This window comes from Labilithrix sp. (genome assembly GCA_019637155.1).
Taxonomy (GTDB): Bacteria; Myxococcota_A; Polyangia; order Polyangiales; family Polyangiaceae; genus Labilithrix.
Window position 1 is genome coordinate 137,122 of sequence record JAHBWE010000003.1, and the last position, 13,169, is coordinate 150,290.

The 13,169-nt window shown below is 70.6% G+C and carries 12 protein-coding genes; 4 read left to right on the forward strand and 8 right to left on the reverse strand.

All coding sequences use genetic code 11. From position 1 onward, the window contains the following. Positions 1-420 precede the first annotated feature (420 nt). Entirely contained in the window at positions 421-1,860 is a 1,440-nt protein-coding gene (glgA, locus tag KF837_06965; protein ID MBX3227034.1) for a glycogen synthase GlgA, read from the reverse strand. Positions 1,861-1,905: 45 nt separating this feature from the next. Between glgA and KF837_06970 the strand changes: the two genes are divergently transcribed. Both KF837_06970 and KF837_06975 read left to right on the forward strand, forming a co-directional pair. Then, positions 1,906-2,976, forward strand: a complete 1,071-nt coding sequence (locus tag KF837_06970; GenBank protein ID MBX3227035.1) for an RluA family pseudouridine synthase — start codon at positions 1,906-1,908, stop codon at positions 2,974-2,976. 52 nt (positions 2,977-3,028) lie between these two features. Continuing rightward, a complete protein-coding gene (locus KF837_06975) occupies positions 3,029-3,877 on the forward strand; it encodes a protocatechuate 3,4-dioxygenase (GenBank protein ID MBX3227036.1) in 849 nt (282 codons plus the stop codon). Here the strand turns inward: KF837_06975 and KF837_06980 are convergent. From KF837_06980 to KF837_06990, 3 genes are read right to left on the reverse strand one after another with little or no spacing between them, the layout of a single operon-like run. After that, a complete protein-coding gene (locus KF837_06980) occupies positions 3,847-4,599 on the reverse strand; it encodes a lamin tail domain-containing protein (GenBank protein MBX3227037.1) in 753 nt (250 codons plus the stop codon). The two genes, KF837_06975 and KF837_06980, sit on opposite strands and share 31 nt — an antisense overlap. A gap of 54 nt (positions 4,600-4,653) precedes the next feature. Continuing rightward, positions 4,654-4,962, reverse strand: a complete 309-nt coding sequence (locus tag KF837_06985) for a hypothetical protein (protein MBX3227038.1) — start codon at positions 4,960-4,962, stop codon at positions 4,654-4,656. 42 nt (positions 4,963-5,004) lie between these two features. Further along, complete coding sequence (locus KF837_06990) at positions 5,005-5,823, reverse strand: ParA family protein (protein MBX3227039.1); 819 nt, start codon at positions 5,821-5,823, stop codon at positions 5,005-5,007. Positions 5,824-6,481: 658 nt separating this feature from the next. Here KF837_06990 and KF837_06995 point away from each other — a divergent pair. After that, entirely contained in the window at positions 6,482-7,198 is a 717-nt protein-coding gene (locus tag KF837_06995; protein MBX3227040.1) for a hypothetical protein, read from the forward strand. Positions 7,199-7,305: 107 nt separating this feature from the next. Here the strand turns inward: KF837_06995 and KF837_07000 are convergent, their stop codons facing one another. The 4 genes from KF837_07000 to KF837_07015 all read right to left on the reverse strand — a co-directional run bounded on the left by KF837_07000 (position 7,306) and on the right by KF837_07015 (position 11,781). Further along, positions 7,306-7,713 (reverse strand): VOC family protein, encoded by a 408-nt coding sequence (locus KF837_07000; GenBank protein MBX3227041.1) that lies wholly within the window; start codon positions 7,711-7,713, stop codon positions 7,306-7,308. A gap of 435 nt (positions 7,714-8,148) precedes the next feature. Further along, positions 8,149-9,714, reverse strand: a complete 1,566-nt coding sequence (purH, locus tag KF837_07005; GenBank protein MBX3227042.1) for a bifunctional phosphoribosylaminoimidazolecarboxamide formyltransferase/IMP cyclohydrolase — start codon at positions 9,712-9,714, stop codon at positions 8,149-8,151. A gap of 45 nt (positions 9,715-9,759) precedes the next feature. Further along, positions 9,760-10,923 (reverse strand): diguanylate cyclase, encoded by a 1,164-nt coding sequence (locus tag KF837_07010; protein ID MBX3227043.1) that lies wholly within the window; start codon positions 10,921-10,923, stop codon positions 9,760-9,762. Positions 10,924-11,052: 129 nt separating this feature from the next. Further along, positions 11,053-11,781 carry a hypothetical protein gene (locus KF837_07015; GenBank protein MBX3227044.1) on the reverse strand — a complete coding sequence of 243 codons (729 nt, stop codon included), beginning with the start codon at positions 11,779-11,781 and terminating at the stop codon, positions 11,053-11,055. A gap of 479 nt (positions 11,782-12,260) precedes the next feature. On the opposite strand from KF837_07015, the gene KF837_07020 reads away from it, so the two are divergent. After that, positions 12,261-13,166: an alpha/beta hydrolase gene (locus KF837_07020; GenBank protein ID MBX3227045.1), complete on the forward strand. Its 906-nt coding sequence runs from the start codon at positions 12,261-12,263 to the stop codon at positions 13,164-13,166. Positions 13,167-13,169 lie beyond the last annotated feature (3 nt).

The following is a 13,169-nucleotide window of genomic DNA, read 5'->3' on the forward strand; positions in this document are numbered from 1 at the left end:
GATCCCTGGTGAACGAAAGATCCACCAGCAGCGACCTCGGACCGAAGCTCCGGGGGCCCCAGACGCGGCCGCCACAGCGGGCGCGTAGCGCCCCGAGCGCGAAGCGCGAGGGCCGTGTCGGCGTGTCGGGGGTGGGGGTGTCGGGGGCGAAGCCCCCGACGTTGGGTGATGGACTCGGGGCCCCAGACGCGGCCGCCACAGCGGGCGCGTAGCGCCCCGAGCGCGCAGCGCGAGGGCCGTGTCTGGGGTGGGGGTGTCGGGGGCGAAGCCCCCGACGTTGGGTGATGGACTCGGGGATGGAGGGCCGGCTCGAGTGTGGGCGTGATGGGGAGCGGAAAGGCTGATCCTCGCGACGCCGCATACCGAAGGCGTAGCGGTGGACTGGAGAGTCGTGCGCGCCTAAGTGAAGAGACTCGGAGCTCAGGAGAGCGGCTTTAGGCTCTTGTACGTCTGCTCGTACTGGCGGGCGGCGCGTTCCCAGCCGCGGTCGAGGCGCATCACGCGGCGGCGGAGGGCGGACCAGCGCGGGGACGTGTACGCGGCGAGCGCGCGCTGCACCGCGCCGTAGAGCGCGTCGGCGGTGTCGGCCTCGTAGAGGAAGCCGGTGCCCGTCTCGAGCTTCGCGTCGCAGTCGATGACGGTGTCGACGAGCCCGCCCGTCGCGCGCGCGACCGGGAGCGCGCCGTAGCGCTGCGCGTAGAGCTGCACGAGCCCGCAGGGCTCGAAGCGCGATGGCACGAGCACGACGTCGGCGCCGGCGAAGATGCGATGCACCTGCGCCTCGGGCACCTCACGGAGGTACACCGCGTTGCCGTGCGACCTCTGCGCGGCGGCGTCGAGCTTCGCCATCAGGCCCTCGTCGCCCGCGCCGGCGATGACGACCTTGCAGTCGCTCCCGCGGAGGACGCGCGGCACGACCTCGGCGAGGAGATCGCTCCCCTTCTGGTGCACGACGCGGCCGACCGACGCGACGATCGGGACGTCCGGCTCCTGCGCGAAGCCGAGCTCCTTCTTCAGCGCGCCCTTGCAGCGCGCCTTGTTCGAGGCGTCCTCCGCGTCGAAGCGCGCGGCGATGTTCGAGTCGGTCGCGGGGTTCCAGACGCCGTAGTCGACGCCGTTGACGATGCCGACGATCCGGCCCTTCGCGCGCAGCACGCCGTCGAGGCGATGCCCCAGCTCCGCGGTCTGGATCTCGCGCGCGTACGTCGTCGACACGGTGGTGACGACGTCGGCGGAGAGGATCCCCTGCTTGAGCAGGTTGATGCCGCCGTAGAACTCGATGCCGCCGACGGTGAAGTCGCTCGCGCCGAGGCCGACCTGCGCGAGCGCCTCCTTCGGGAAGACGCCCTGGTGCGCGACGTTGTGGATCGTGAGGACCACCGGCGTCGGGACGTCGAGGTCTTTCATGTACTTTGCAACGAGCGCGGTGGCCCAGTCGTTCGCGTGGACGGCGTCGAACGGGGCGCCGTCGGCCGCGCGCTGCTTCGCGAGCTCCGCGGCGGCGCGGGAGAGGACCGCGAAGCGCGCGGCGTTGTCGGGGTAGTCCTCGCCGCGCTCGCCGTAGACGCCGGCGCGATCGAAGAGGCCGGGGACCTCGAGGAGCGTGAGCTCGACCTGCGACGAGAGACGCGTGTCGTAGACGGTGACGGGGTACGTCTTGTCGCCGAGCGTGAGCGACAGCGGGGTGAGGCGGCGCGCGAGGAGGAGCCCCGCGTCCTCGAAGGCGGCGTAGCGCGGCATGACCACCGTGACGCGATGGCCGAGCGCCTTCAGCGTCTTCGGAAGCGCCGAGCTCACGTCGGCGAGGCCGCCGACCTTCACGTAGGGAGCCAGCTCGGTCGTAACGAAGAGGATTTCCATGCGATTCGGTCGGCACGCTACCACGGATCACGCTAAGAAAAAGCCGTGACGAGGCTGCGGATCAGCGACACGGACATCGACCGCCTCGCGCGCCCCGAGGGCGTCGCGGAGGGCGCCGTCGTCAGCGTGTTTCGCGTGCCCCCGGAGCAGGCCGGGCAGCGGCTCGACGTGTTCCTCCAGGGCGAGCTGAAACGCACGAGCCGCACCCGCACCCAGTTCATCGTCCGGAACAGCGCCTTCGATCCGAAGGGCAAGCGGCTCCGCCCGAACCACCGCGTCCAGGCCGACGAGCACTTCCTCTTGTGGCGCCCGCCGTGGGACGAAGATCCGGTCCCGACCGACGTGCCGATCGTCTTCGAGGACGAGCACCTCTTCGCGGTGAACAAGCCGGCCCTTTTGCCCGTGCATCCGACCGCGCGGTACCACAAGAACACGCTCATCAAGATCCTGAAGGACGCGCGGCCGGGGCAGTTCGTGTCGCTCGGGCATCGCCTCGATCGCGAGACGAGCGGCGTGCTCGTATGCGGCAAGAGCGCGGCGGCGGACCGCGCGTTGAAGATGAAGATCGAGGCGCGCGCCGGCGTGCAGAAGTCGTATCGCGCGATCACGTGGGGCGTTCCGGAGCCCGAGCGCGCGGCGGAGCTCGGCGCCAACGTGACGCCCGCGGACGACGCGCCGGGGGCCTTCCGCTTCGAGCGCTCGCTCGAGCTCGACACCGCCGGCCGCTACCGCGTGAAGATGCGCCTCGGCGTCACGAGCGACGCGCTCCACGCGGCGACGCGCTTCCACGTCGAGGCGACGAAGACGGCGAAGAACGGCCGCGCGTACGCGCTCGTCCGCTGCGAGCTCGAGACGGGGCGGCAGCACCAGATCCGCGTCCACCTCGCGAGCCTCGGCGCGCCGATCGTGGGCGACAAGCTCTACGGCCCGGACGAGGACTGCTTCGCGCGCGGCGCCGACGGCGAGCTGACGGAGGAGGACCTCGTCATGCTCGAGCTCCCGCGCCACGCGCTCCACGCCGCGCGGATGGCGATGGAGCACCCCGTCCTCGGCGGGCCGCTCGTGATGGAAGCGCCGCTCCCGCCCGACCTCTCGGCTTTTTGGGAGGGCTTGTGATCGCTTTCGCGGGCGGGCGACACCAGAGCGGGCGATGCGCAAATCTCAGCCAATGATCAGCCGCCGCCAGGCCGCCGAGGGCGTTCTCGCCTCGCTCGGCGGGTTCCTCCTCTTTCGCTCCGTGAGCGCGTGCTCCGGCGGCGGAGGTGTCATCGACGACGAGGGCACGTCATCATCGTCGTCATCGTCCTCGACCTCGAGCAGCAGCTCGACCTCGAGCGGGTCGACGACCGGCTCCGACACCGAGTGGGCGACGGGCGGCACGAAGAACATGACCGCGAAGGCGTCCTACCCGGATCCGTTCTCGGTCCCCGCGCTCACGTGCGTGCTCCTGACGCGGGTGACGGAGGGCCCCTGCACCGAGGCGGCGGATCAAGTGCGCGAGGACATCAGCGAGGGCTACACCGGCCTCCCGATGCGGCTCGCCTTCCGCGTCGTCGACACCGCGTGCAACCCGATCGCGAACGCGAAGGTGAAGGTGTGGCACACGCAGATCAACGGCAGCTACTCGGGCGACACGCCGAACAACGGCATGTGCTTGAAGGACCAAGCCGACAGCGCGAAGCACTACTTCCGCGGCGTGCAGACGACGGACGACGACGGCGTCGTGTCCTTCGACTCGTGTTTCCCCGGCTGGTACCGAGGGCGCACCCCGCACATCCACTACTCGGTCACGGTGAACGGGCAGACCTTCACCTCGCAGGTCGTCTTCGAGCAGACGCTCGTGCAGGAGATCTTCGAATCTCATGCAGAATACAAGCAATACGGTCAACCCGACACGCAGAACGCGAGCGACAACGTCGTCGGCAACGCCGCGCTCTCGACCTTCATCCTCACGACCGAGCGCATGAGCGACGGCGCGATGCTCGCTTACAAGCAGCTCGTCGTGTTCGCGGCGTAGCCCGGCGTCGGGTCCGCGCTGCACCACGTGCCGGCGTCGTCGCCCGTGGCTTGCGCCGATCGGCCGCTCGCGGCGGCGAACCCGAGCGCGCCGTACTCGACGCGCGCGATCTCGGTCGCGCCGTCCGCGATCGCGATCGCGCCGGTCGCGCCGTTCGCGAGGAGGATGCCCTGACCGTCCTTCGCCTCCGCGCCGTACACGTAGACGATCGCGTCCGCCGGCACGCCGTCCGCGATCGCGGCGTCGCGATCGCGCGCGAGGACCGCGTACGCGCCCGGCGCCACGACGGGCTCGCCCGCGATCGTGTGGGTGCGGTCCGCGCCGTCGTGGAGCGTGAGGCCGGCGAGGGAGCGCGGCGTGTCGGCGGCGTTGTAGACCTCGAACCACTCGCTCGCGGGCTCGGGGCCGAGCGGGTCGTACATCACCTCGGTGAGGAACAGCTCACCGGCCGCGGCGCGCAGCGGCGGCGCGGAGGCGGGGGCGGCGTCGGGCTCGTCGCGCTCATCGCGCTCGTCGTGCGGCTCTTCGCGCGGAGGCGGCGACGGCGGGGCGGCGGCGTCGACGGGGGACGGCGCCGCGGGCGACGGCGACCACGAGGCGTCGATGGTGGGGATCGACGGATCGATCGCGGCGACCACCTCGGGCGGCGGCTCGGTCGCGCAGCTCCACACGAGCACGATGCTCGGCGCGAAGGCGGCGGCCGCGAATCCCCGGAGGCGCATGGCACGCCTCTCATGCCAAACGTCCGCGCCGCGCGCAAGCGGCGCGGGTGGGGATCAGAGGCCGCGCGGGACCTTGTCGAGATCGAGCTGCTCGAGCGCCACGCGGATGAGCGCGCTGCGGTTCGCCTTCGTGATGCCGCGGATCTTGAGCTGCTCCACGATCTGGTCGAGGCGCTCGAGGTCCTTCGTGTACATCGAGATGCAGATCACCTTGTAGTGCGTCGGCTTCTCGGCCTTGAGCTGCCGCTCCGACGCCGGCGCGGCGGGGGCCGGGTTGTAGAACGCGCCCGAGAGCACCCCCTCCACCTCGTCGCCGTCGAGCACTCGTGCCGTTCCAAGCCCTGCTTCGTCTCGCGCTGCCATCGTCGTTTCCTTTCGGTGAAATCCCTGGTGCCGCCGCCGGGCTCAGCCCGTCATCGCCTCGTCGACCTCGAGGTCGGCGTCGCCCCCCGCTTCGGCGGCGTGGCCCGTGATGAGCCGCTCGACGACGCGCTGATAGTCCGTGGCCGCGTCCGATTTGGGCGCGTGCTCGAAGATGGTCTTGCCCTGCGCCGGCGCTTCCTTGATGCGCGTCGTGGAGCGGATCGGCTGGAAGCACCGCTCGCCGAAGTGCTCCTTCATCGTCCCCCACGCGTCGCGGCAGATGCGCGCGCGCCCGTCGTAGAAGGTCGGGAGCACGCCGTGGATCTGGACCGGGTGGTGGAGGAGCGAGTTGACGTTCTTCACCGTCTTGATGACCTGCCGCACGCCGACGAGCGAGAGGAAGTCGCACGCGACGGGGACGATGATGCCCTCCGCGAACACGAGCGCGTTCTGGTTGAGGAGCGAGAGCGACGGCGAGCAGTCGAGGATGATGACGTCGTACGCCTGGCTCGCGGCGGCGAGGCGGTCCTTGAGGATGCGGTCGCGGTTCTGGCGGCCGGCGAGGTAGAGCTCCGCGGCGGCGAGGGTCTCGTTCGAGGGGAGGACGTCGAAGTTCTCGCGGACCTTCACCGCGACGTCCTGCACGCGGAGGCCCATCACGAGCGAGTGGTAGAGCGTCTTGTCGGACTTCACGCCGAGCGAGACGCCGACGTTGCCCTGCGAGTCGGTGTCGACGAGCAGCACCTTGTAGCCGCGGAGCGCGAGGCCCGCCGCGATGCTCACGCTCGTCGTCGTCTTCCCGGTGCCGCCCTTGTGGTTGAAGATCGCCATCTTCCGCGGGCCGGCCATCGTCGGCCGCATCGCCGTCACGCGCGCGGTCGACTCGGGCGGCGCGGCGGCGGCCGCCGCGACGTTCGTGACCGAGGGGGGATCGCAGCCGAGCATGACGCTGGAGTCGGGCGCGGCCGCGATCGCGACGGGGGTGGACGGTACGGTGGGCGGAGGCGCGGAGAGCGGCTGCATCACCGCGGGCTGCGGCGTCGGCTTCGCGAGCGGCATCGTGGCGCCGAGGCGCACGCCGCCGGCCTCGGCGAGGAGCTGCGAGCGGCAGCCTTCGGAGCACGCGTAGCGCGCCTCGCCCTTGATGCGGACGACCTGCGAGACGAGGTCGACCACGAAGCGTTTGTTGCAGCAGTCGCAGACGACGCCGCTCGTCGTCTCGCCGCGCAGGCTCTTGCCGTGGCACGCCTGCGAGCAGAAGAAGGAGAACGCGTTGTCGCGCTCCTCCATCTGGTAGCGAAACTGAACCTCGAACCCCCGCCCGCACACCGTGCAGGTCTCGTTCATCCCGGCCATGGTTCACCGGTCGCACGGCCGGGAGCGATGGGCCAAAAAAGAGGCGGCGTGCCTTCGATCCACTGAGGCTCGCAGGCCGACGATCGAGGCCTCTTGCCCGCAGCGCTCTCGCCGAAAAGCTCAATGAATCCGGATTGGCCCGATTTTGGCTCCAATGTAGGACATGAAGCTTTCCTCCACCCTTGGCCTTTCCGTTTTCACCCTCTTCGTCGGTTCGCTCGCCGCGTGCGCGTCCCCCACGGACGACACGACCGCGCAGGAGAGCGACCTCACCGCGCCGCGCGCCTGCGGCGGGTTCCTGGGCCTGCAATGCGGCGGCGACGAGTTCTGCGATTACGACGTCCGGCACATGTGCGGCGCGGCCGATCACCTCGGCTCGTGCAAGAAGCGCCCGGAGATCTGCGCGGAGATCTACGCGCCGGTCTGCGGCTGCGACGGCGAGACGTACGAGAACCGTTGCGCGGCGGAGCGCGCAGGCGCCGGCGTCTTCGCCGAGGCGCCGTGCGCGTTGCCCGAGCCGATCATCTGCACGGCGGAGTGGGATCCCGTCTGCGCCGCCGGCAAGACGTACTCGAACGCGTGCGGCGCGCGCGCGGCGGGTCATACGCAGTTCACGCCGGGCGAGTGCGCACCGCCGCCGCCGGCCGAGCGCGCGTGCGGCGGTCGCCTCGGCGACACGTGCGGCGAGCGCGAGTACTGCGCGTACGAGCCCGGCGCGTACTGCGGGATGGCCGACGCGGTCGCCGTCTGCCGCCTCCGCCCCGAGGTCTGCACGGCGGAGTACGATCCGGTCTGCGCTTGCGACGGCAAGACCTACTCGAACGCGTGCGGCGCCGCCGCCGCGGGCGCCGGCGTCTTCCGCAAGGGCACCTGCAACTGACGCGCTGACGCGCTGACCTGGGGCACGGCTGCGACGGCGACCGCGACGGCGGCGAATCGTCGGCGTGTCGTGTCCCCGCGCGGTCGGCGGGCGTCAGTCGGCGGGCGTCACTCCGGCTTGTGCGTCACGGCCTCGATGTTGTGGCCGTCGAGGTCGAGGACGAACGCGCCGTAGTAGGCCGGGTGGTAGTGCGCGCGGACGCCGGGCGGTCCGTTGTCCTTGCCGCCCGCGTCCAGCGCGGCCTTGTAGAATGCATCCACTTCCGCACGGCTCGCCGCGACGAACGCGAAATGACACGCGTTCCCGGCCGGCTTCTTCCCGCCGCCGGCCCCGATCCAGAAGTCGGGTTTTCCCTTCTCGTTGCCGAACCCGGCCCCTTCGTACTGCCCGCCGGTCAGCTCCTTCCCGATCTTCATCACGACCTTGATCCCGAGCGGCGCCAGCGCCTTCTCGTAGAACGCGAGCCCCTTCTCGAAATCCGTAACAGTCACGCCAAAATGGTCAACGATGCTCATCCAACTTCTCCTAGTTGAAAGGGTATCAGCAGTAGCCTTAAGCCGGGCCTGACCATGAAAGCTAGCGACAGTAGCCTTAAGCCGGGCCTGACCGTGAAAGCTAACGACCGTAGCCTTAAGCCGTCAGGTGGAAGGGCCCGCGAACGCGACCGCCACAGCGGTTGCGAAGCAACCCGGCGCCTCGCGCCGGGTCGTGTTCGCGGGCGCGGGGGGTGTCGGGGGCGAAGCCCCTGACCGTGAAAGCCAACGACCGTAGCCTTAAGCCGTCAGGTGGAAGGGCCCGCGAACGCGACCGCCACAGCGGTTGCGAAGCAACCCGGCGCCTCGCGCCGGGTCGTGTTCGCGGGCGCGGGGGGGTGTCGGGGGCGAAGCCCCTGACCGTGAAAGCGTTCGCGGGCGCGGGGGTGTCGGGAGCGAAGCCCCTGACCGTGAAATCTAGTGCCGGAAGTGGCGGAAGCCTGTCGTCACCATCGCGAGGCCGAGGCGGTCGGCGGTGGCGATGACGTCGGGGTCCTTTACGCTGCCGCCCGGCTGCGCGACGGCGGTGATGCCGTGCTTCGCGGCGGCCTCGATGCCGTCGGGGAACGGGAAGAACGCGTCGGACGCGAGGACGGAGCCCTTCGCCTCGTCCCCTGCTTTTTCACATGCGATCTGCACCGAAATCACGCGCGACATCTGGCCTGCGCCGACGCCGACGGTGCGCTGTCCCTTCGCGAGGACGATCGCGTTCGACTTCACGTGCTTGCACACGCGCCACGCGAACTCGAGGGCGGTGAGCTCCTCCGCGGTGGGGGCCCGCTTCGTGACGACCTTGCCGCCGGAGGCCTCGAGCGCCGCGGTCGCGTCCGCGCTCTGCACCACGAGGCCGCCCGAGACGCGCTTGTACTGGAGCGCGGCGTGGTTCGGATCGGGGCTCCCCGTCGCGATGAGGCGGAGGTTCTTCTTCGCGCGCAGCGCCTCGAGCGCGGCGGCCGCGAACGACGGCGCGACGACGCACTCGAGGAACGTCTCCGCGAGGAGCGCCGCCGTCGCCGCGTCGACCTCGCGGTTCAGCGCGACGATGCCGCCGAAGGCCGAGAGCGCGTCGGCGTCGCGCGCGGTTCGATAAGCGTCCGCGAGCGTCTTCGCGGTCGCGACGCCGCACGGGTTCGTGTGCTTCACCACCACCGCCGTCGGCTCGGTGTGCTCGCGCACCGCCTCGAGCGCGGCGTCGACGTCGACGAGGTTGTTGAAGGAGAGCTCCTTGCCGCCGGCGCCGAGGCTCTCCGCGCGCGCGAGGCTCCCCGCCGGCGCGTTGCGCTCGACGTAGAACGCGCCCGTCTGGTGCGGGTTCTCTCCATATCGAAGCGCATACGCACGCTCGAACGGCAGCGTGAGGTAGCGCGGGTACGTCGTCTTGTCGGCGCTCTCGTCGGCCGCGGCGCGCGAGCCCGAGAGGACGCCGCTGATCGCCGCGTCGTACGCCGCGGTGTGGGCGTAGGCCTTCGCCGCGAGCTCGCGCCGCGTCGCGGCCGACACCTCGCCGCCCTTCTCGACCTCGGCGAGGACGCGATCGTAGTCGGCCGGGTCGCAGACGATCGCGACGCGCGCGTGGTTCTTCGCCGCGGAGCGCACCATCGACGGCCCGCCGATGTCGATGTTCTCGATGATCTCCTCGAGCGTCGAGGCGGGGTTCGCCGCGACCTTCTCGAACGGATAGAGGTTCACGACGACGAGGTCGATCGGCTTCGCGCCGAGGCGGCCGAGGTCGGCGTCGTCGGTCCCCTCCCGCGCGAGGATGCCGCCGTGGACGCGCGGGTGCAGCGTCTTCACGCGCCCCCCCATCACCTCGGGCGAGCCGGTGTAGTCCTCGACCGTCTGCACCGCGATCCCCTCCGCCGCGAGCGCCTTCGCGGTCCCGCCCGACGAGAGGAGCGTCACCCCGCGGTTCGCGAGCGCACGCGCGAACGCGATGAGACCAGTCTTGTCGGAGACGGAGAGGAGCGCGGTCCGGATGGGCATGCGCGCGAGATAGCGACCGCGACCGGCGCGGTCAATGCACGGAGCTCAGGCCACCGCGCTCACGCCCGGAGCGTCCGAGCCCGAAGCACCCGCAGCGCCCGAGACGTCCGGCGCGATCGCGGGCGCGACGCACCAGCGGTTGCGGCCCGCGCGCTTCGACGCGTAGAGCGCGCGATCGGCGCGGACCACGAGCTCGCTCGCGGTCTCGTTCGGGAGCGCGATCGCGGCGCCGGCGGAGACGGTGACGGCGAGCGTGCGCTCGGACGGGAGCCTCACGCGGAGCGCGCGGATCGCGTGGAGGAGGCGATCGGCGAGGACGGTGACCTCGGCGTCGCCCGAGTCGGGGAGGACGATCGCGAACTCCTCGCCGCCGTAGCGCGCGACGAGGTCGGAGCGGCGCGGGAAGGAGCGCGCGAGCGTGTCGGCGATCGCCTTGAGGACGGCGTCGCCGCCGGGGTGCCCGTGCTGATCGTTGATCGACTTGAAGCGATCGACGTCGACCATGATGAGGGTGACGGGGCGCTTCACGACGCTCGCGATCGTCAGCGCGCGCTCGAGCGCGAGGTCGAAGGCCCTGCGGTTCGCGACGCGCGTGAGGCCGTCGGTGTCACCCTCGCGCCGCGTCTGCTCGAGCTGCTCGCCGAGGCTCTCGAGCCGCGCCTTGAGATCGGCGTTCTGCTGCTCCGCCGTCCTCCGCGCCTCCTCGATCGCCTTGTTGACCGCGTCCGCGACGAGCGCCGCCTCGCGCTTCAGGAGCTCGACCGAGCCCGACTCGACCGCGGCGCCGAGGGCGCTCACGCGGCGCCGCAGCAACGCGTCGTTCTTGCCCTGCGTCCCCGACGTCTTCGAGATCGAGTCGACGAGCGCGAAGATCGCGTTCCGCATGTCGCGCATCGAGTTGCTGACGTACTCGTTCTCGCGGCGCGCGCGCTTGGCGACGAAGTCGACGAGCCCGCGCCAGTCGCGATGCTCCACGATCGCCTCGCCCGCGGGCGAGGTCGGCGCCGCGGAGCGGACGAGGATGTGCTTGGCCCACTGCTCGTAGACCTCGACCTCGGGCGCGCTCTCGCCGTCGAGCGGAAACGCGTGCCGCGCCCGCGCGCGCAGGATCTCGCCCACCGCGTCCAGCGCGGCGTTCAGCTCGACGTCATCGTCCAGGGACGCCCGAGCCGGGATCCCGGTCGAGCTCTCCTTGCGGCGCCAGAACATCACTCCTGGGAACGACGGCCCGCGGCGGACGTTAAGTGCCGGAGCTGCAAAAAGCGACGGCCCGGAGGGCTGGTCTCCGGGCCGTCTTGCAGGGGGGACGAAGAAGCTACGGAAGAATCGGACAGCTCGTCACTCGCCGAGGGCGTCGCTCGCGAACTCCTCGACGTCGAAGTCGGCGTCGCCGTTGTCGGTGCCGTCGGCCTTGGTGTCGTTGTCGTTGTCGGCGTCCTCCGACTCCGACTCGTCCTCGTCCTCGTCCTCATCCTCGTTCTTGGTGAGGATCGGGAGGCGGCGCTTGCCGATCGGGCCCTCGTCGACGTAGTCGCGGAGGGCGTTCATGTCCTTGAGCGCCTGGAGCTTGGCGAGGCCCTTCACCTCGACCTGGCGGATGCGCTCGCGGGTCAGGTTCATGATCGCGCCGACCTCTTCGAGGGTCGTGCCGCCGCGGTCGGCGACGTCGAGCGCGCACGTCTCGTTCATCTCCCAGACCTCGAGGTCGGGGAAGTTCAACTTGATCGCGCCGGTGCGGGCGGACACGTCGAGGTAGAGGTGGTGCTTGCAGGAGACGAACGGGCACGGGCGCTCCGCGTCCTGGCACTCCGAGCGCGTCTTCGGGCGGACGATGTCGTCGACCTCCGGGTAGAGGAGGCGGCCCATCTCGAGCTCGCGCTTCGTCATGCGCTTCACGCTGATCGTGCGCGCGCGGATGTCCCGCTTGCGGCGCGAGCGGCGCTGCTCCCGCGTGACCTTCTCTTCCTCGGTCGGCTGGGGAGCGAGGGCGAGCGCACCGTCGGTCGCGAGGGCCGGACCCTCGTCGCCGGTGATCGTCTCCGTCGTACCGCTGTCGATCGAGTCCATCGATTCGACGACCGAGACCACTTCCCCAGCTTCGAGATGATTCGACTCCATTTGCTTCCTCCGTTGCTGCCGGCGCAACGCACCAGCCCTTGAGACGCACGTCCCCCGGAGCGCCGCTCGAGGACCGATGTCCTACAGCGCGGCACCTTTTCTCCATCGAGCCCCCCGACCCGAACCAAGGCGCACGTCACCCCGCGCGAGCTCGCTCGCGATCAGTGAGAGGCTTGGGTACTGCACCTCGGCGATGCTTCCACCGAGGTCGCCTGGCGCGTCTCCATCGACTGGAGGAAGGCCGGCATAGCTCCGACGCGAGCGACAATATTCCGAGCCACAGACGAGGGTCAACGTCGTGATCTGCTTTTTTTTAGACGTTTTCCATAATGGAGCAGCTACGCGCACTTATCCATCACGCTAGGACATAAAATGTCCGATCGCCGCTCATCCATGTCACGCCTCGCGCACGAATTCGGAGTGGGTGTATGTTGCCCACCGTGCTCGTCCCGAAGGACATCGCCGCTCGTGGAGCGCGGATTCGCTTCGTCGAGGCGGGCGAAGGCGCGAGGAAGACGCCGCTCCTGCTCCTCCACGACTTCTGCTCGTCGCGCGACGTGTGGTCCGCGTCGATCGAGAAGCTCGCGGAAAGGTTCCATGTTCTGGCGCCGGACCTCCCCGGCTTCGGGGCGAGCGAGAAGCCCGATCCGCAGCGCTACGCGTACGGCTGGGACGCCTTCGCGAGCTCGCTCTTCGATCTCGTCGCCGCGCTCGGCCTCGGCCGCGTCCACGTCTGCGGCCACGGGATGGGCGGCGGCGTCGCGCTCACGCTGGCGGCGCAGCACCCCGCGAGCGTGAACAAGCTCGTGCTCTCCTCCGCGCTCGTCTACCCGCCGCAGGAGCACGCCCTCGAGCGCGCGGGCCGCCTCCCGCTCGTCGGCGCCCTCGTCTGGCGGCAGGCGATGGGCCGCGCGCTCTTCCGCTCCTACGTGCAGTCCACCGTCTACGCCGGCGCGCCGAAGGTGCCGGCCGGCCGCGCCGACGAGCTCTACGACGTCTTCAACACGCCGGGCGCGCGCCAGGCCGCGCACGCGACGCTGGTCGCGAAGGCGGACACGCGCCCGCTCGTCGCGCACCTCCCGCGCGTGACCGCGGACACGCTCGTGGTGTGGGGCCGCGACGACGCGATCGCGCCGATCGAGCACGGACGCCGCCTCGCGCGCGAGCTCCACGCGCGGTTCGAGGTGCTGGAGTGCGGTCGCTGCCCGCCCGACGAGCAGCCGCAGGCCTTCGCCCTCACGCTCGCGTCGTTCCTCGAGGTGCCGAAGGAGCCCGAGCCGCGCGAGAAGAAGCAGACGAAGAAGAAGGCCGCCGCACGCGCCAGCGATCGCTGACCG